The organism is Acidimicrobiales bacterium (assembly GCA_035630295.1).
In the GTDB taxonomy this organism is placed as follows: Bacteria; Actinomycetota; Acidimicrobiia; order Acidimicrobiales; family Iamiaceae; genus Iamia.
In genome coordinates this window covers 393144-409642 of the sequence record DASQKY010000042.1, presented here as the reverse complement: position 1 = coordinate 409642, position 16499 = coordinate 393144, and the positions used below count along the sequence as shown (strand labels likewise).

18 protein-coding genes are annotated in these 16499 nt (G+C 74.2%); 3 read left to right on the top strand and 15 right to left on the bottom strand.

Annotation, left to right across the window (positions count from 1 at the left end; genetic code table 11):
• Window positions 1-21: 21 nt before the first annotated feature.
• From nadC to ccmA, 10 genes are all read right to left on the bottom strand, one after another.
• On the bottom strand, window positions 22-894 hold the full coding sequence (gene nadC / locus VEW93_12150; GenBank protein HYI62544.1) for a carboxylating nicotinate-nucleotide diphosphorylase: 873 nt from the start codon (window positions 892-894) through the stop codon (window positions 22-24).
• Between the two features lie 149 nt (window positions 895-1043).
• Window positions 1044-1931 (bottom strand): hypothetical protein, encoded by an 888-nt coding sequence (locus tag VEW93_12145; protein ID HYI62543.1) that lies wholly within the window; start codon window positions 1929-1931, stop codon window positions 1044-1046.
• A 413-nt stretch (window positions 1932-2344) separates the two neighbouring features.
• Window positions 2345-2836 carry a cytochrome c-type biogenesis protein gene (locus VEW93_12140; protein ID HYI62542.1) on the bottom strand — a complete coding sequence of 164 codons (492 nt, stop codon included), beginning with the start codon at window positions 2834-2836 and terminating at the stop codon, window positions 2345-2347.
• Window positions 2833-3495: a TlpA disulfide reductase family protein gene (locus VEW93_12135; GenBank protein ID HYI62541.1), complete on the bottom strand. Its 663-nt coding sequence runs from the start codon at window positions 3493-3495 to the stop codon at window positions 2833-2835. Before VEW93_12135 ends, VEW93_12140 begins: the two co-directional genes overlap by 4 nt.
• Window positions 3492-5579, bottom strand: a complete 2088-nt coding sequence (locus VEW93_12130; protein HYI62540.1) for a heme lyase CcmF/NrfE family subunit — start codon at window positions 5577-5579, stop codon at window positions 3492-3494. The genes VEW93_12135 and VEW93_12130 overlap by 4 nt, the downstream gene beginning before the upstream one ends.
• Before the next feature lie 37 nt (window positions 5580-5616).
• On the bottom strand, window positions 5617-6159 hold the full coding sequence (locus VEW93_12125) for a cytochrome c maturation protein CcmE (protein HYI62539.1): 543 nt from the start codon (window positions 6157-6159) through the stop codon (window positions 5617-5619).
• On the bottom strand, window positions 6150-6323 hold the full coding sequence (locus VEW93_12120) for a hypothetical protein (GenBank protein HYI62538.1): 174 nt from the start codon (window positions 6321-6323) through the stop codon (window positions 6150-6152). The genes VEW93_12125 and VEW93_12120 overlap by 10 nt, the downstream gene beginning before the upstream one ends.
• Entirely contained in the window at window positions 6293-7111 is an 819-nt protein-coding gene (gene ccsA / locus VEW93_12115) for a cytochrome c biogenesis protein CcsA (GenBank protein HYI62537.1), read from the bottom strand. The genes VEW93_12120 and ccsA overlap by 31 nt, the downstream gene beginning before the upstream one ends.
• A gap of 94 nt (window positions 7112-7205) precedes the next feature.
• Window positions 7206-7874, bottom strand: a complete 669-nt coding sequence (locus VEW93_12110; protein ID HYI62536.1) for a heme exporter protein CcmB — start codon at window positions 7872-7874, stop codon at window positions 7206-7208.
• A complete protein-coding gene (ccmA, locus tag VEW93_12105) occupies window positions 7864-8625 on the bottom strand; it encodes a heme ABC exporter ATP-binding protein CcmA (protein HYI62535.1) in 762 nt (253 codons plus the stop codon). Before ccmA ends, VEW93_12110 begins: the two co-directional genes overlap by 11 nt.
• Before the next feature lie 162 nt (window positions 8626-8787).
• Here ccmA and VEW93_12100 point away from each other — a divergent pair, with 162 nt between their 5' ends.
• Window positions 8788-9912: a class E sortase gene (locus VEW93_12100; GenBank protein HYI62534.1), complete on the top strand. Its 1125-nt coding sequence runs from the start codon at window positions 8788-8790 to the stop codon at window positions 9910-9912.
• Between the two features lie 24 nt (window positions 9913-9936).
• On the opposite strand, the gene VEW93_12095 is transcribed toward VEW93_12100, so the two are convergent.
• The 3 genes from VEW93_12095 to glnII form a co-directional block, all read right to left on the bottom strand.
• Window positions 9937-10674, bottom strand: a complete 738-nt coding sequence (locus tag VEW93_12095; GenBank protein HYI62533.1) for an enoyl-CoA hydratase-related protein — start codon at window positions 10672-10674, stop codon at window positions 9937-9939.
• 213 nt (window positions 10675-10887) lie between these two features.
• Complete coding sequence (gene glnA, locus VEW93_12090) at window positions 10888-12324, bottom strand: type I glutamate--ammonia ligase (protein ID HYI62532.1); 1437 nt, start codon at window positions 12322-12324, stop codon at window positions 10888-10890.
• A gap of 270 nt (window positions 12325-12594) precedes the next feature.
• Complete coding sequence (gene glnII, locus VEW93_12085) at window positions 12595-13602, bottom strand: glutamine synthetase (protein HYI62531.1); 1008 nt, start codon at window positions 13600-13602, stop codon at window positions 12595-12597.
• Between the two features lie 213 nt (window positions 13603-13815).
• Between glnII and VEW93_12080 the strand changes: the two genes are divergently transcribed.
• On the top strand, window positions 13816-15159 hold the full coding sequence (locus VEW93_12080; GenBank protein HYI62530.1) for a glutamine synthetase family protein: 1344 nt from the start codon (window positions 13816-13818) through the stop codon (window positions 15157-15159).
• Window positions 15160-15173: 14 nt separating this feature from the next.
• The gene (locus VEW93_12075; protein ID HYI62529.1) at window positions 15174-15854 is read left to right on the top strand and encodes a response regulator transcription factor; all 681 of its coding nucleotides are present in this window, start codon (window positions 15174-15176) and stop codon (window positions 15852-15854) included.
• A gap of 25 nt (window positions 15855-15879) precedes the next feature.
• Here VEW93_12075 and VEW93_12070 read toward each other — a convergent pair whose 3' ends face one another.
• Together VEW93_12070 and VEW93_12065 are read right to left on the bottom strand one after the other, a co-directional pair.
• Window positions 15880-16038, bottom strand: a complete 159-nt coding sequence (locus VEW93_12070) for a hypothetical protein (protein ID HYI62528.1) — start codon at window positions 16036-16038, stop codon at window positions 15880-15882.
• A 79-nt stretch (window positions 16039-16117) separates the two neighbouring features.
• On the bottom strand, window positions 16118-16462 hold the full coding sequence (locus tag VEW93_12065; GenBank protein ID HYI62527.1) for a RidA family protein: 345 nt from the start codon (window positions 16460-16462) through the stop codon (window positions 16118-16120).
• Between the last annotated feature and the right edge of the window lie 37 nt (window positions 16463-16499).

Below are 16499 nucleotides of genomic sequence, written 5' to 3'. Positions count from 1 at the left end.
CCCCGGGCCTGTCAGCTCCCGTCAGTCGCGGTGGGTGACGACCACGTCGAGGCCGATGTCGAGGACAGGCGCCGAGCTCGTGAGCGACCCCGAGGACACCAGGTCAGCGCCGGTATCGGCGTAGGGGCGCACCGTCTCCAGGGAGATGCCGCCCGACACCTCCACCAGGGGACGGCGCTCCCCTCCGGCCGCGTGTTCCTCCACGGTGGCCACGCAGCGCCGCACCTCGGCAGGGGCCATGTTGTCGAGGAGCAGGGCATCGGCCCCGGCGTCGAGGGCCTCGACCACCTTCTCGTGGGTGTCGCACTCGACGTGGACGGTTCGGGCCGGGAACAGCTCCCGGGCCCGGCCCACGGCCTCGGCCACGCCGACCAGCTCCAGGTGGTTGTCCTTGAGCATCACCCACTCGGACAGGTTTCCCCGGTGGTTGGCACCCCCGCCGGCCCGCACGGCCGCCTTCTCCAGGGCGCGCAGGCCCGGCGTGGTCTTGCGGGTGTCCCACACCCGGAGGTCGGGGCCAGCGGCCTCCACGAAGCGGCGGGTGAGGGTGGCCACGCCCGAGAGGTGGGAGATGAGGTTGAGGGCGGTGCGCTCGGCCGTGAGCATCGAGGCCAGCGGGCCCCGCACCAGGGCCAGGGTGGCACCGGCGTCGACGGGGTCGCCCTCGGTGACCTGCCAGGCCGCGGCCAGGCGGTGGTCGACCTGGCGCAGGGTCTCATCCACGCAGGCGGTGCCGGCCACCACCCCGGCGGCCCGGGTGCGCAGCTCGGCCTCGGCCGTGGCTCCGGGGGGCAGGAGAGCGGAGCTGATGTCCCCCAGCGGGGTCAGGTCCTCGGCCAGGGCCCGGGCCACGATCTCTCGGACCGCGGTGACCGGTGGATCGAACGGTCCCATCGCCCTTCTCTAGCAGGAGCGACCGGTCCGCCGGCAGGAGGGTGGCCTCGCCGGACGGCCGACCGGAGCCGATGGCCGGATCGTGGGCCAGCTGCACGGTTCGGGCGGGCGCCGACTCGGGCGGGCACCGGCGCGGCTGGGCCCCTCGGTCAGGGCGGGGGCGACTCGTCGGAGCCCGGGGTGGGCTCCGTGGTCCCGGCCCCGCCGGACGGCCCGTCGTCGGTGCCCTCGGGGGCGTCGCCCGGTCCCTCCGTCGCACCGCCGCCTCCGGCCTCGGTGGCCAGGCCGTCGGCGATGGCCTGGCGCTGGGAGTCGACCTGGCGCTGCACGTCGGCGGGGGCGTCGAGCTCGTCGAAGAGGGCGAGCTGGCGCTGGGCCTCCTCGAAGCGGCCCTCCCACACGGCCAGGATGACCTGGAAGGCCCGGGCGTCGGCGTAGCGGGGATCGACCTCCACGGCCCGGTCGAGCTGGGTCCGGGCCTGCACGTACAGCTCGGTGAGCTGGTCGCCGGACAGGGCGTCGCCGGCCTGGCGGGCGGTCAGGACGAGGGTCCAGCCCAGGTAGGTGCGGGCCACCACGTTGTCGGGATCGTCGTCGAGCACCTCCTGGTAGCAGGAGAGGGCGTCGACGTACTCGCCCTGGGCGGTGAGGCCGATGCAGCGGCTGGCCTCCTGGGTGGGGGAGCTGGTCACCTCGCCGGTGACCCCCTGACCCTGGTCGCGACGGCCGACAGCCTGGGCCACCAGCACCCCGGACAGCACCGCGAAGCCGACCACGCCCAGCAGCACCAGGCTGCGCTGGAGCCAGGACCGGGGCCGGGAGGGTGGGACGGGAGGGGCCTGGCCCCGCTGCTCGGCCCGGAGGGCGGCGGCGGCCCGGGCGGTGTAGTCGTCGCGCAGGGCGGCGTAGTCGTCCTCGTCGATGTCGCCCGCCTCCCGCTCGCGGTCGAGGTCGCGCAGGCTCTGGAGCAGGAACTCCGTGCTCTCGTCCCGGCCCCCGGCGTCGACGCCGGGCTCGACCGCGACCGCGGCCTCCACCGCGGAGCGGGACGCGCCGGACCGCGCCGAGGGCGAGGCCGAGGGGCGAGCCGAGGTCGCACGGCGTGCCGAGGAGGCAGGGCCGGTCGAGGGAGCAGGGCGAGCCGAGGAGGCGGTCCCGCCCGGGGAGGCAGGGGAGGGCGAGGGGCCGGCGGACGGGGACGGCCGGTCCGACGCCTGCCGGCGCCCCCGGGCGGCGTCGGCCGCCGCCGCGCCCATCGAGGCGCCCCGGCGCAGTCGCGGGGTCTGGGCCGCGGCCCGCCGAGCGGCGGGCGACGGCCGGGCGACAGCCGGACCGGGTCGGTCGTCGCGGGAACGGCCGTCGGTGGCCCGGCGGGGCTTGTCGCCGTCGGGGCGGTCCTCCGGGGTCGCCCGGCGGGTCTCGTCGCCGTCGGGGCGGTCCTCCGGCGGGGTCACCGGCCCGAGCCCTCGCCGTGGGGGTCGTCGATCCCGTCGGCCTCGTCGGCCAGGGCGGCGGCCACCAGAGCCCGGTCCCGGCCCGAGGGGCCACCCGGCGCCTGCCGCTCCCAGCGGCGGAAGGCCAGGGCCAGGCCCCCGAAGGCGCCGACGACGGCGGCCACCGGGATCACCCACACCAGGCCGGCGAAGCCCGACCGGGGCGGGTTGAGCAGGATGTCCTCGCCGTAGCGGGCCACCAGCCGGTTGCGGATGGCGTCGTCGGAGCGCCCGGCGGCCACATCGGCGGCGATCAGGTCGCGGATGGCCTCGGCCGACGGGGCGTCGCTGGAGAGCACCGACTGGCCCGGGCACTTGGGGCAGCGCACCCCGCTGGCGATGGACTGGCGACGCTGGTCGGGCGTCCGGGCCCCGGAGCCCTGGGCGCCGACCACCACGGCCACCACCACCACGACGGCGAGGATGGCCCACATCAGGCGCCGGCTCATCGGGGAGCCCCCCGGGCGCCGTCGAGGAAGCGCTGCAGCCCCGCCGCCGTCACCCCACCCACCAGCTTGGCCCGCACCACGCCGGTCGGGTCCACCACGAACGACTCGGGCACGCCGGCCACCCCCCAGTCGGGGATGGTGGTGCCCTCGGCCAGGACCACCGGCCAGTCGCCGCCCTGGCGGGCGAAGAACCGGCGCACGGAGGCCTCGTCGTCGGAGAACACCACGCTGACCACGTTGGCCTCCCCGGCCTCGGCCTGGGTCCGCTGGAAGGCCATGAGCTCGGGGTGCTCCTCGATGCACGGGGCGCACCAGGTGGCGAAGAAGTTCACCACCAGCCACCGGCCGTCGTAGGCGGCGGAGTCGAAGGGCCGGCCCCGGATGGTGGTGCCCTCGATGCGGGGCGCGGCCCGGCCCAGCAGCGGGCTCTGCACCTGGCGCTCGCCGGCCGGGTCCCGCGACGCCAGCAGCACCACGAACAGCAGCAGGACCACACCGAGGGGCACGGCCACGGCCAGGGCCAGGCGCCCCCGAGCCCGGGGTGGGGCGCTCCCCGGGCCACCGCGCCGGTCGCCGGCGGGAGGGCCCAGGTCGTCGTCGCCGTCCCGAGCGTCGCGATCGTCCCGGGGGTCGGGGCCGGCGCCGGACCGCTCGCTCACGGCGCCCCCACCGGTTGCCGAGCGTCCCCGGCATCGGGGTCGCGATCACCGCCGCCGGTGGGGCTCAGGTCACCGGCAGGGCGGTCGCCGGCACCACCCCCGTCGTCGGCGTCGCCGGCGGCGCTGTGGCGCCCCCCGACCGGCCGCGAGCCGACCAGGTCGGCGGAGGTGGGATCGGTGCCCCGGCGGCGACGTCCGGGGAAGGCGGAGAGCGCCGTGCCCGCCACCATCACCAGGCCCCCGACCCACAGCCAGGCCACCATGGGCTGGACGATGATGCGGACCAGGATGGTGTCGTCGCTGGCCCGGGGGCCCTCCAGCAGGGCCAGGTACACCGTGTCGCCCACGCCGTAGCGCACCGCGGGCTTGCCCAGCTCCTGGCTGGCGTTGGGGAAGCGCTGGAGGCGGGGCGACAGGGCGGAGCCGTCGACGTCGAGGTGGGCCGCCCGGACCAGGCGGGAGGGATCGGCGTCGCTCTCGCTGAACGACTCGAAGCGGACCTCGTGGCCGTGCACCCGCCGGGTCTCGCCCGGGGCCAGGCGGGCCTCGGCCTGCTCGGCGAACGACCCGGAGGCGGCCAGCCCCACCGCGATCATCACCACCCCGAGGTGGACGATCATCCCGCCGTTGGTGCGGCCCACGAAGCCCCGCCAGCCGTGCCGACGGGTGGCCAGCACCACCTGGCGGACGGCGGCGGCAGCAGCGAAGGCGCCCAGGCCGAAGGCCACCAGGGGCACGACGCCCCGCACCCCGGCCACCACGCAGGCCACCAGCACCGCGCCGCCCGACCAGGCCGGCCACAGCAGCCGCTGCGACAAGGTCTCGGTCGAGGCCTTGCGCCAGGGCAGGGCCGGGGCCACGGCCATGAGGAACAGCAGGGCCAGGCCGATGGGGCCCGACATGCGGTTGAAGTAGGGCACGCCCACCGACACCCGCCGGTCGTCGAGGGCCTCGGCGATGAGGGGGAACACGGTGCCGAAGAGGACCACGAAGGCGAAGCCGGTGAACAGCACGTTGTTGGCCAGGAACGCCCCCTCCCGCGACAGCGGCGAGTCGATGCGCCCCGGGGCCCGCAGCACGTCGCCCCGCCAGCCGATGAGGCCCAGGGTCACCACCACGATCAGGGCGAAGAAGCCCAGGAACAGCGGCCCGATGGCCGACTCGGAGAAGGCGTGCACCGAGTCGAGCACCCCCGAACGGGTCAGGAACGTGCCCAGGATGGTGAGCGAGAACGTGGCGCACAGCAGCGACAGGTTCCAGACCCGCAGCATCCCCCGGCGCTCCTGGACCATCACCGAGTGCAGGTAGGCGGTGCCGGTGAGCCACGGCAGCAGGGACGCGTTCTCCACCGGGTCCCAGGCCCAGTAGCCGCCCCAGCCCAGCACCTCGTAGCTCCACCAGGCGCCCAGCACGATGCCGATGGTCAGGAAGCCCCAGGCGAACAGCGTCCAGCGGCGGGTCTCGACCAGCCACCCCTCCCCCACCCGGCCGGTGGCCAGGGCGCCGACGGCGAAGGCGAAGGGCACGGTGAAGCCCACGTAGCCCAGGTAGAGCATGGGCGGGTGGAAGGCCATCAGCAGGTGGTCCTGCAGCAGCGGGTTGGGCCCGGGCCCGTCGAGCGGGGGGTCGGCCACGGTGTGGAACGGGTTGGCCGGCCCGGCCATCAGCGCGAAGAAGAAGGCCACCACCAGGAACAGCACCAACATGGCCCAGGCCACCAGCGGGTCGCTCAGGCGGTCGCGGAACTTCCGGGCCACGGCCACCACGTAGCCCACCAGCACCAGGCCCCACAGCAGGATCGAGCCCTCCAGGGCCGACCACATGGTGGAGATGGTGAAGGGCAGGGAGGTGGAGCGGCTGCCGTTCTCGGCCACGAACCCCACCGAGAAGTCGCGGGTGATGAGGGCCCGCTGCATGGCCACGGTGGCCACCACCGCGCCGAGGGCGCAGAGGAACACGAACGACGGGACCTGGCGCAGCACCCTCCGCCGGCCCGTGGCCTGGGCCACCACCACCGTGGCCGCCCCGCCCAGGGCCGACACCAGGGCCAGGGCCACGCCGGCCGTGCCCAGCGCGGCGTTCACGTCGGGACCCCGTCCCGCCCGGGCTGCGATCGCCGCGTCACGGGGCCGCCGGGTCCACCCGGTCCGAGTTCTCTTCCTTGTACTGCTCGGAGTGCTTGATCACGATGCGGTCGGACAGGAACGTCCCGTCGGGGGCGAAGCGGCCCTCGACCACCGAGGGCACGTTGGCGTCGAACAGGGGCGGCGGCTCGGCCCCCTGGTGGCGCACGTCGATGGACGCCCCCCGGAAGGCGATGGTGAAGGTGACGGTCTCGTCGTCGACCTCGACCGGCTGGCCCACGACGGTGCCCTGGACCCGGACGCGGCGGTCGCCGATCTCGGGCCGCTCGGCCACCGCCTCGTCGGCGTTGTAGTAGTAGACGGAGGAGCCCTGGAGCTGGCGGACGGCCACGAAGCCGATGGCTCCCAGCAGGGCGGCGATGACCAGCCCGCCGACCACGGCCCGGCTCCGGGAGCGAGGGCGGCCGGCCCCCCCGTCGGGTCCGGTCCGGGGCGACAGGTCGAGCTCCGGGCCGGCGTCGCCGCCGGTCCCCGGGGCCGCGCCCGCGCCGTCTCCGCCTGCGGGGCCGGTCACATCCATCGGCGGCGGTCCTCCGGGACCTGCTGGGCCAGGCGGCGGCCCCGCTGGGCGCTGCGGACGGCCAGGGCCAGCAGCGAGACCAGCACGATGCCGTAGGCCAGGGCCACCGAGCCCCACTCGGCCAGGGCCAGCATCACGACGTGGCCCCCGGGGTGGGCGCCCAACCGGCGTCAGCCGACGCTGGCGGGACCGGCGGGGTGGCCTCGGCCCGGCGCTCGGCCAGGGCCGCGTCCAGGCCCATGTCCTCGACCCGGTTCTCCAGCCACAGCACCCGGAAGCGGTGCAGCAGCAGCCAGGCGTAGAGGACCAGGAAGGTGGCCATCCCGACCATCAGGCTGAACAGCATGAGCCCGTCGATCTGGGGGTCGAGGCGGCTGATGGTGGGGCCCTGGTGGAGGGTGCGCCACCAGGTGGTGGCGTAGTGGCACACCACGGTGGCCGGGGCCAGGAGCAGGCCGACCACGGCGGCGATGCGGGACCGGCGCTCGCGATCCATGGGCAGGCGGCGCACGGCCAGGTAGCCGAGCACCAGGAAGAACAGGATGGCGGTGGTGGTCAGGCGGGCGTCCTGCCACTCCCAGTACGTCCCCCAGGTGGGCTCGCCCCACAGGGCCCCGGTGACCAGGGTGGCGAAGATGAGCACCGCCCCCAGCTCGGCCGAGGCGTGGGCCAGCAGGTCCCACCACTCCGACCGGCGGACCAGGTAGCCGATGCTGCCGGCCACGGCCACGAAGAAGGCCAGGAAGGCGATGATGGCGGTGGGGACGTGGACGTACATGATGCGGACGATCTCGCCCTGGCCGATGCGGGCCCTGGGGTCCTCGGCGGCCTGGCTGACCGACACGCCGTCGGCCGGTGACAGGACGAGGCCGTAGAGGAGCAACAGGCCGAGACCGAGGAGGGCCAGGGCTCCGAGCACGCGCGTGGCCTTGGAGGCGGTCGTGGCGTTCATGGGCGGACACCAGCGCACACCGTGCTCCCCCTCCCTGGCAAGTCGGGAGGCCCGGGGCGTTTCAGGCGTGGGCCGGCCGCGGCGCCGGGCCTGGTCAGCCGTCGTCGAGGAGGACGCCGAAGGTGGCGATGCCGATGGCCACGTAGGCGGCGGCGAAGGCGGCCAGCAGGCCCAGCCAGCGGCCCCCGTCGGCCGCGGTGCCGTCCACCGCGGCCCCGAAGGCCTGGGTGGCGGCCAGCAGCAGGGGGGCCAGGGCCGGCAGCAGGAGCAGGGGCAGCAACGTCTCGGCCACCCGCTGGCCGGCCGACAGCACCCCGTACAGGCACCCCACCGCGGCCAGGCCGACGGTGGCCACCACGCAGGTCGGCACCAGGAGCAGGGGGGTGGCCAGCTCGGCGTCGTAGAGGGCCACGACGCCCAGGGCCAGCAGCAGCTCCAGGGCCAGGAGCTGCACCGTGACCGAGGCGACCTTGCCCAGGAAGATGCCGGCCGGCTGCAGGCCCGAGAGGCGCAGGGCGTCGCGGACCCCGTCCACCGCCTCCAGGGCGAAGGACCGCTGGATGGCCAGCAGGGCCGAGAGCAGCACCGCCACCCAGAACAGGCCGGGGGTGGCCCGGGACAGGACGGCCCGCTCGGAGTCCAGGGCGAAGGCGAACAGGAGCAGCACCAGCACCGCGAAGGGGGCGATCTGGTTGACGGCCACCCGGGTGCGCACCTCGATGCGGAGGTCCTTGGCCGCCACCAGCCACGCGTCACGCCACATCGCCGGCTCCTCGCTCGTGCTCCGGTCCTGCGCCGGTCGTCGGCCCCGCCGGTGGCTCGCCACCTCGGGGGCTGGCGCCGGCCGCCACGACGCCACCGCTCCCGGACACCGGGACGGGGCGGACCTGGCCACCGACCACCTCCACCTGGCGGTGGGCCACCGCGGCGGCGCGATCCAGCTCGTGGGACGAGAGCAGCACCGTGGCCCCGGCGTCGACGGCCTCGCCGATCAGGCCGTCGACCAGGTCGCGGCCGGCCTGGTCCAGGCCGGCGTGGGGCTCGTCCAGCAGCCACAGCTCGGGCCGGCGGGCCACCAGCACGGCCAGCGAGGTGCGGCGCCGCTGCCCGGCCGAGAGGCGGGCCACCGGCACCGTGCGCAGCCGGCCGGCCAACCCCAGGCGGTCGAGGGCGGCGGCCACGTCGACCGGCCGGGCCCCGGCGGCCCGGCCCCAGAAGCGGACGTTGTCCTCCACCGTGAGGTCGTCGTAGAGGCCGGTGGCGTGGGCCAGGAGGCCGACCCGGTGGCGCACGGGCCCGGTGCCGGCCCGGAGGTCGACCCCCAGGACCCGGGCCCGGCCGTCGACCACGGGCACCAGGCCGGCGCAGCACCGCAGGAGGGTCGTCTTGCCCGCCCCGTTGGGGCCCTGGAGCAGCACCACCTCGCCCCGCTCGACGGTGAGGTCGGCGCCGGCGAGGGCGGGGAAGCGGCCGACGAGGGCGACGGCGCCACGGAGGTCGACGGCGGGCTCCATGCGAGAGGCGCAGGTTAGGGGAGGCCGGGTCGCCGCCCGGAGCCCGACCGGACCAGGCGGAGCCCAGAGACCGCCGACCGCAGCCCGACCGGACCAGGCAGAGCCCGGGTGCGGCCCGCCGGCGCTCGCGCCGGGCCCGGCCACCGCCCCTACTGTGTCCGGGTGCTCACCTCGGACACGGAGGCCGCGCCGGAGGAGCCCGGTGGCCCCGCTGACGATCCCGACCGCGGGCCCGACCGCCCCCCTTCCCGGCACCGGGTGGCCCGGGTGGTGGGCGCGGTGGGGCGCCTGATGATCACCAGCGGCACGGTGATCCTGCTGCTGGTCGCCTACCAGCTGTGGGGCACCAACCTGCAGACCGACCGGTCCCAGGGGGAGCTGGCTGACGAGTTCTCCACCCTGGTCGACGACGGGGCCGCCCCGCCGCCCACCACCGAGCCGTCGGCCACCGCGTCGACCACCGCCCCGGCGCCCACCACCTCGACCACGGCCCCGACCACGGTCGGGCCCCCCGCGGTGGCGCCGGACATCGCCCCGCCGGCCCTGGGCCAGCCCATCGGCAACTTCTCCATCCCGGCCATCGGCGTGCACCGCTTCTGGACCGTGGAGGGCACCGGCACCGACCAGCTCGAGCGAGGCGCGGCCCACTACCCGGGCACGCCCCTGCCCGGCCAGGCCGGCAACGCCGCGGTGGCCGGCCACCGCACCACCTACGGGGCCCCGCTCCACAACGTCGAGGACCTGGTGGCCGGGGACGAGATCCTGTTCGAGACGCTCCAGGGGCGGTTCCGCTACGAGGTGCGGGAGATCCGGATCGTGGAGCCCACCGCCGTCGAGGTGGTGCAGCCCCAGAACGCCACCCCCGAGGATCCCGACGGCGAGGACCTGCTCACCCTGACCGCCTGCCACCCCAAGCACTCGGCCGACCAGCGCATCATCGTGGTGGCCGCCCTGGTGGGCACGCCGGTCCCCACGCTGCCGGGGCAGGAGGACGCGGCCCGGGAGGTCATCGAGGCCTCGGGCGGGGAGCACGGCCCGGACGAGGGGGCCATCGACGCCTTCGTCACCGAGCCGGCCCTGACCTTCCCCGGGGCCTGGTGGGGCCTGCTGTGCCTGGCCCTGTGGGCCGCCACTCGGGTGCTGGCGTACCGCCAGCGCCGCCGGGGCCTGGCCCGCCGAGCCGTCCCCTACCTGGTGGGGACGCCGATCTGCCTGGTGGTGCTCTACCTGTTCTTCGAGAGCTTCAGCTACGAGGGCCTGGTCCGCACCCTCGGCCTCTCGATCTGACCGCCGTTCGGCGGTCGGCCGCCCTCAGGCACCGCGGAACATGGGGAGGCGGCGCTCGGCGAAGGCGGCCTTGCCCTCAGCCAGGTCGGTGCTGGCCCAGGCCCGGTCGAAGGCCGCGGTGACGGCGGGGTCGGTGGGCAGGGTGGCGTCGAGCGTGTTGAGCATCAGCTTGTGGCCGGCGATGGTCAACGGGGCCTTGGTGGCCACCTCGCCGGCCCAGGCCACCGCCGCGTCCGGACCCCCGACCCGCTGGGCCAGGCCCAGCCGCACGGCGTCCTCACCGGTGAGGGTGTCGGCGGCCAGGAGCATGGCCCGGCCTGGCCCCTGGCCGGCCAGGGCGACCAGGCGCTGGACGGTCCACAGGTCGACCATGAGCCCGAGCTTGGAGGCCGGGATGCCGAAGGTGGCGTCCGGCGTCGCGGTGCGCAGGTCGCAGGCGATGGCCAGTTGGGTGCCCGCCCCCAGGGCGGCGCCCTCCACCCCGGCGATGCAGGCGAAGGGGGCGTCGCGCAGGGCGTGGAGCAGGCCCCGCAGGAGCACGGCGAACTCCGGCCCCTCGATGCCCTTGATGTCGGCGCCAGCGCAGAAGTGGCCGTCGACCCCCCGCAGCACCAGGGCCCGGGTCCCGGCCGGGCTGTCGGCCACCGCGTCGCGGAGGGCCTCGACGTGCTCGGCGTCGATGGCGTTGCGACGTTCGGGCCGATCGATGGTGACCACGCGCACCGCGTCGGCATCACCCTGCTGCTCCACGTGCACGGCCATGGCCGGCGACGGTACCCGACCCCGACGCCGACCCAGCTCAACGGGAGGCCGTGACCGCTCGTCTCGGCGGGGGACCTGCGCACCGGTCCGGCCCGGTGGGTTGCCATCGGTCATGCCGGTGGCCTCAGCGCGCCGGCGGCGCAGCTCGGCCCGGCGCTCGCACTCCACACGCGACCTCAGGAGCCAGTAAGACCTGGTCAGAGGGTCGCTCTGCTAGATGTCGTAGGTGAGGGTGAACTCGTAGGGGTGGGGGCGGAGGCGGAGGGCGTCGACCTCGCTGGTGCGCTTGTAGGCCACCCAGGTGTCGATCAGGTCGTCGGTGAAGACGTCGCCGGCGCGGAGGAAGTCGCTGTCGGCCTCCAAGGCGTCCAAGGCCGCCTCCAGCGAGGCCGGCACCTGGGGCACGCCGGCCAGCTCCTCGGGGGGCAGGTCGTACAGGTCCTTGTCCACCGGCTCGGGCGGCTCGATCCGCTTCTCGATGCCGTCCAGGCCGGCCAGCAGCATGGCGCTGAAGGCCAGGTACGGGTTGCCGGTGGAGTCCGGGCAGCGGAACTCCACCCGCTTGGCCTTGGGCGACAGGTTGGCCAGCGGGATGCGGCACGAGGCCGAGCGGTTGCGCTGGCTGTAGACCAGGTTCACCGGGGCCTCGTAGCCCGGCACCAGGCGCTTGAAGCTGTTGGTGGTGGGGTTGGTGAAGGCCAGCAACGCCGGGGCGTGGTGGAGCAGGCCCCCGATGTACCAGCGGGCCAGGTCGGAGAGTCCGGCGTAGCCGGTCTCGTCGTAGAACAGGGGCTCGCCCCCCTTCCACAGCGACTGGTGGGTGTGCATGCCCGAGCCGTTGTCCTCGAAGATCGGCTTGGGCATGAAGGTCAGGCTCTTGCCCGCCTCCCAGGCCGTGGACTTGAGGACGTACTTGAACGTCATCAGCTTGTCGGCCATGGCCAGCAGGGTGTCGAAGCGGATGCCGATCTCGCCCTGGCCGCCGGAGGCCACCTCGTGGTGGTGCAGCTCGACCGGCACCCCCACCTGCTCCAGGTTCAGCGCCATCTGCGATCGCAGGTCGTGGAGCTGGTCCATGGGCGGCACCGGGAAGTACCCCTGCTTGGTCCGGGGCTTGTAGCCCAGGTTGGGCCGCTCGTCCCGGCCCGTGTTCCACTGGCCCTCCACCGAGTCGACCTCGTAGAAGGCGCCGTTGGGCCGGGTCTCGAAGCGCACGTCGTCGAACACGAAGAACTCGGGCTCGGGCCCGAAGTACGCGGTGTCGGCCACCCCGGTGGCGAACAGGTGCTGCTCGGCCTTGCGGGCGATGTGGCGCGGGTCCCGGGAGTAGCTCTCACCGGTGACCGGGTCGGCCACGAAGCAGTGGAGCACGTAGGTGGGATGCGGCCGGAACGGGTCCAGGTAGCCCGTGTCCGGGTCCGGGACCAGGATCATGTCCGACTCCTGGATCTGCTGGAAGCCCCGCACCGAGCTCCCGTCGAAGGGGTGCCCGGTCTCGAAGTGAGCCTCGGTCAGCACCGCCGCCGGGATGGTGACGTGCTGCATCACGCCGGGGAGGTCCGAGAACCGGAAGTCGACGAAGGCGACCTCGTGCTCGGAGACGGCGTCGAGCACCTCGGCCGGGGTGCGCTGCTCCACGGGTCCCTCCACGGGTCGACGGTCACGGGTCCGGCGCCCGAAGCTACCCCTCCCCGGCGCCGCCACCGTTCGCCTGACACTTGTCTGGACGCCCGCCCCACCCCCTTCTGAGGCGCCAGGGCCCACGGGAGCGCGCCGTGGCGCCTCAGAACTGCGGCCGACGGTCGCACCAGAGGCCCACCGCCGCGCCACACCCGGACGGACGAGCGGACCCCGGGCGCGACGGAGGGCCGGCCCCCAGGGGAGCCGGCCCTCCGGTCCGAACGCCGATCGGCGCCCCGCTCAGAGAGCGGCGGAGCAGACCGTGTTGGTGATGAGGCGGGTCACCACGTAGGGATCCATGTTGGCGTTGGGCCGACGATCCTCGATGTAGCCCTTCTTGTCCTGGGCCACCTGCCACGGGATGCGGATGGAGGCACCCCGGTCGGACACGCCGTAACTGAACTCGTTCCACGGGGCGGTCTCGTGCAGGCCGGTGAGGCGGTGCTCGATGTCGGCGCCGTAGCCGGCCACGTGCTCCTCGACCTTGCCCGGGGCGCCCAGCGACTCGCAGGCGGCGATGATGGCGTCGTAGCCCTCGCGCATGGCCTTGGTCGAGAAGTTGGTGTGGGCCCCGGCGCCGTTCCAGTCGCCCTTCACCGGCTTGGGGTCGAGCGTGGCGGCCACGTCGAAGTCCTCGGCGATGCGGTAGAGCAGCCAGCGGGCCAGCCACATCTGGTCCGACACCTCCAGCGGCGACAGCGGGCCGACCTGGAACTCCCACTGGCCGGGCATGACCTCGGCGTTGATGCCCGAGAGGGTCAGGCCGGCCTCCAGGCACGCCTCCAGGTGGGCCTCGACGATGTCACGGCCGTACACCTCGTCGGCCCCGACGCCGCAGTAGTAGAAGCCCTGCGGGGCCGGGAAGCCGCCCTTGGGGAAGCCCAGGGGATGGCCGTCGGAGAAGAACGTGTACTCCTGCTCGATGCCGAACAGGGGCTCCTGGTCGCCGTACTGCTCCTCCACGGCCCGCAGCGCGGCCCGGGTGTTGGTGACGTGGGGGGTCATGTCGATGTAGAGGACCTCGCACAGCACCAGCACGTCGTCCCCGCCCCGGATGGGGTCGGGCACGACCGCGACCGGCTTCAGCACGCAGTCGGACGAGTCGCCCGGGGCCTGGTTGGTGCTGGAGCCGTCGAAGCCCCAGATGGGCCACTCGCTGGGCGCCTCGGCCACGACCTTGGTCTTGGAGCGGAGACGCGCCGTCGGCTCGGTGCCGTCGATCCAGATGTACTCGGCCTTGATCGCCACGGGCGATCTCCTTCACTTCAGAGAGGTGGACTGTGACGGCGGAACCCTGCCAGCAGGCGATTGCCCGGCCGTTTCCCAAATGTGAACGTGGTGTGAACGCCCTCGGGACCGCCGTCGAGGCTAGTCAGCGGCCCCCTCGCGACTCACGGCGGCGATGAACGCAATGTGAACTGGGCCCCCGCTGGGTTGCGGCCCCCTCCGCCGGAGACGACGATGCCCGGCGTGGATCCCCAGCAGGCATACGTGATGCGCACGGTCGAGGAGCGAGGGGTCCGGCTCATCCGGCTGTGGTTCACCGACGTGGTGGGCCAGCTCAAGTCCTTCGCCATCTCGCCGGCCGAGCTGGAGTCGGCCTTCCAGGAGGGCATGCAGTTCGACGGCTCGGCCATCGACGGGTTCAGCCGCATCCAGGAGAGCGACGTCCTGGCCAAGCCCGACCCGAGCACCTTCGAGCTCCTCCCCTGGGGCCAGTCGGACGAGACCGCGGCCCGCATGTTCTGCGACATCTCCAACCTGGACGGCACCCCCTTCGAGGGCGACCCCCGCCAGGTGCTGCGCCGCAACCTGGACCGGGCCCGGGAGCGGGGCTTCAGCTTCTACACCGCCCCCGAGATGGAGTTCTTCTACTTCGCCAACGGCGACGGCACCTCCGCGCCGGTCCCCCTGGACAGCGGCTCCTACTTCGACCTCACCACCGCGGACGTGGCCTCCGACCTCCGCAAGCGCACCATCCACACCCTGGAGGCCATGGGCATCCCGGTGGAGTACTCCTTCCACGAGGACAGCCCCAGCCAGCACGAGATCGACCTGCGCTACACCGATGCCCTGACCATGGCCGACAACGTGATGACGTTCCGGCTGGTGGTGCGCGAGATCGCCACCGAGCGGGGCGTGTACGCCACGTTCATGCCCAAGCCCCTGGCCGGCGTGCAGGGCTCCGGCATGCACACCCACATGTCGCTGTTCGAGGGCGACACCAACGCCTTCGCCGACCCCGGCGACCCCTACCGCCTCTCCAAGGTGGGCCGGGGGTTCATCGCCGGGCTCCTGCACCACGCCCACGAGATCACCGCGGTGACCAACCAGTTGGTCAACAGCTACAAGCGCCTCATCGTGGGGACCGAGGCCCCGGCGCACGCCTCGTGGGCCCGCAACAACCGCTCGGCCCTCATCCGGGTACCGGTGACCAAGGCCGGCAAGGACTCCTCGGTCCGCATCGAGTTCCGCTCCCCCGACCCGGCCTGCAACCCCTACCTGGCCTTCAGTTGCATCCTGGCCGCCGGGTTGAAGGGCATCGACGAGGGCTACGACCTCCCCGACGAGGCCACCGCCAACGTCTTCGAGCTCACCCCGGCCCAGCGGGCGGCCGAGGGCATGCGGGAGCTGCCGCAGTCGCTGGCCGAGGCCCTCGAAGCCATGGAGGGCTCGGAGCTGGTGGCCGAGGCCCTGGGCGAGCACATCTTCAGCTGGTTCCTCCGCAACAAGCGCAGCGAGTGGGCCGACTACAAGGCGCAGGTCACGCCGTTCGAGCTGGAGCGCTACCTGCCGGCGTGGTAGCCAGCGCCCCCGCCATGGAACCTTGGCTCGTCCACCCCGACCCCCCGCCGCCCGAGCTGGTGCAGACCCTCGAGCTGGCCGGCCACGCCTGGAAGGCGGTCACCGACGAGGTCGCGCTCGGCCGCATGGACGCCGACGTCACCTGGCGGGGGGCGGTGGTGGTGCTGGGCGACGCCCCGGAGACGGGCCTGGCCGTGTGCCGCGCCCTCCGCAAGCGGGACGTGCCCATCGAGCCAGTGCTGCTCCTGGTGCGGGGGTCCAGCCTGGCCGACCTGGAGCTGCGTGACGAGCTCTACGACGACTTCTGCCTCGACCCGTTCCACCCCCGGGAGCTGGAGGCCCGTCTGCGCCACCTGCTGTGGCGGGCCGGCACCGGCACGGGGCCGGAGATGATCGAGTACAGCGGGCTGGCCCTCAACCTGGAGACCTACCAGGCAGCCATCGACGGGCGCCCCCTCGACCTCACCTACATGGAGTACGAGCTGCTCAAGTTCCTGGCCCAGCACCCGGGCCGGGTCTTCACCCGCGAGACCTTGCTCAGCCGGGTGTGGGGCTACGAGTACTACGGCGGGGCCCGCACCGTGGACGTCCACGTGCGACGCCTCCGGGCCAAGCTGGGCGAAGAGCACGCCGGGCTCATCACCACCGTGCGGTCGGTGGGCTACCGCTTCGGCCAGTCCCGCTGGGGCTCCTGAGGCGCCTGGCCCGGCCAGGGCGGGCTCAGCGGTTGAGCTCGATGAGCTCGCTGCCCTCGTTCAGCTCCTCGCCGGTCCTCTTCAGGACGTGGCCCAAGACCCCGGCCCCGACGGCGCCGCTCAGGGCCACGCCCACGGGGATGACCAGCACGAGGATCACGGCGATGACGATGGCTCCGATCACCGGGCCATCATGCCCCGCCCCACCGGGCCGATCCCACCCCGAGGGTCCTGACGCCCGGCGGCCCGGATGCCCGGGCCGGTCAGGGGGCCAGGGCCCAGGCCTCGACCTCGAGGCGGACGTCGAAGGGCAGGCCGGCCACGGCCACGCAGCTCCGGGCCGGGCGGGGCTCGGGGAAGGTGGCCACCCATCGCTCGTTGAGCAGCGGGTAGTCGGCCATGTCGGTGAGGAACACCGTGGTCTTCACCACGTCGGCCAGGGTCGCCCCGTGCTCGGCCAGGCGATCGGCCACGTTGGCCAGCACCCCGTCGACCTGCTCGCCGAACGGGCGGTCGGACAGGAAGGCCCCGTCCCGCAGCGGCACCTGGCCGGAGACAGCGATCCAGCCCCCGGCGTGGACAGCGGGCGTGTACGGGGCGGAGCTCATGGGTGCGGGCCTCCTGACAGCGAGCGGCCGACAGGCT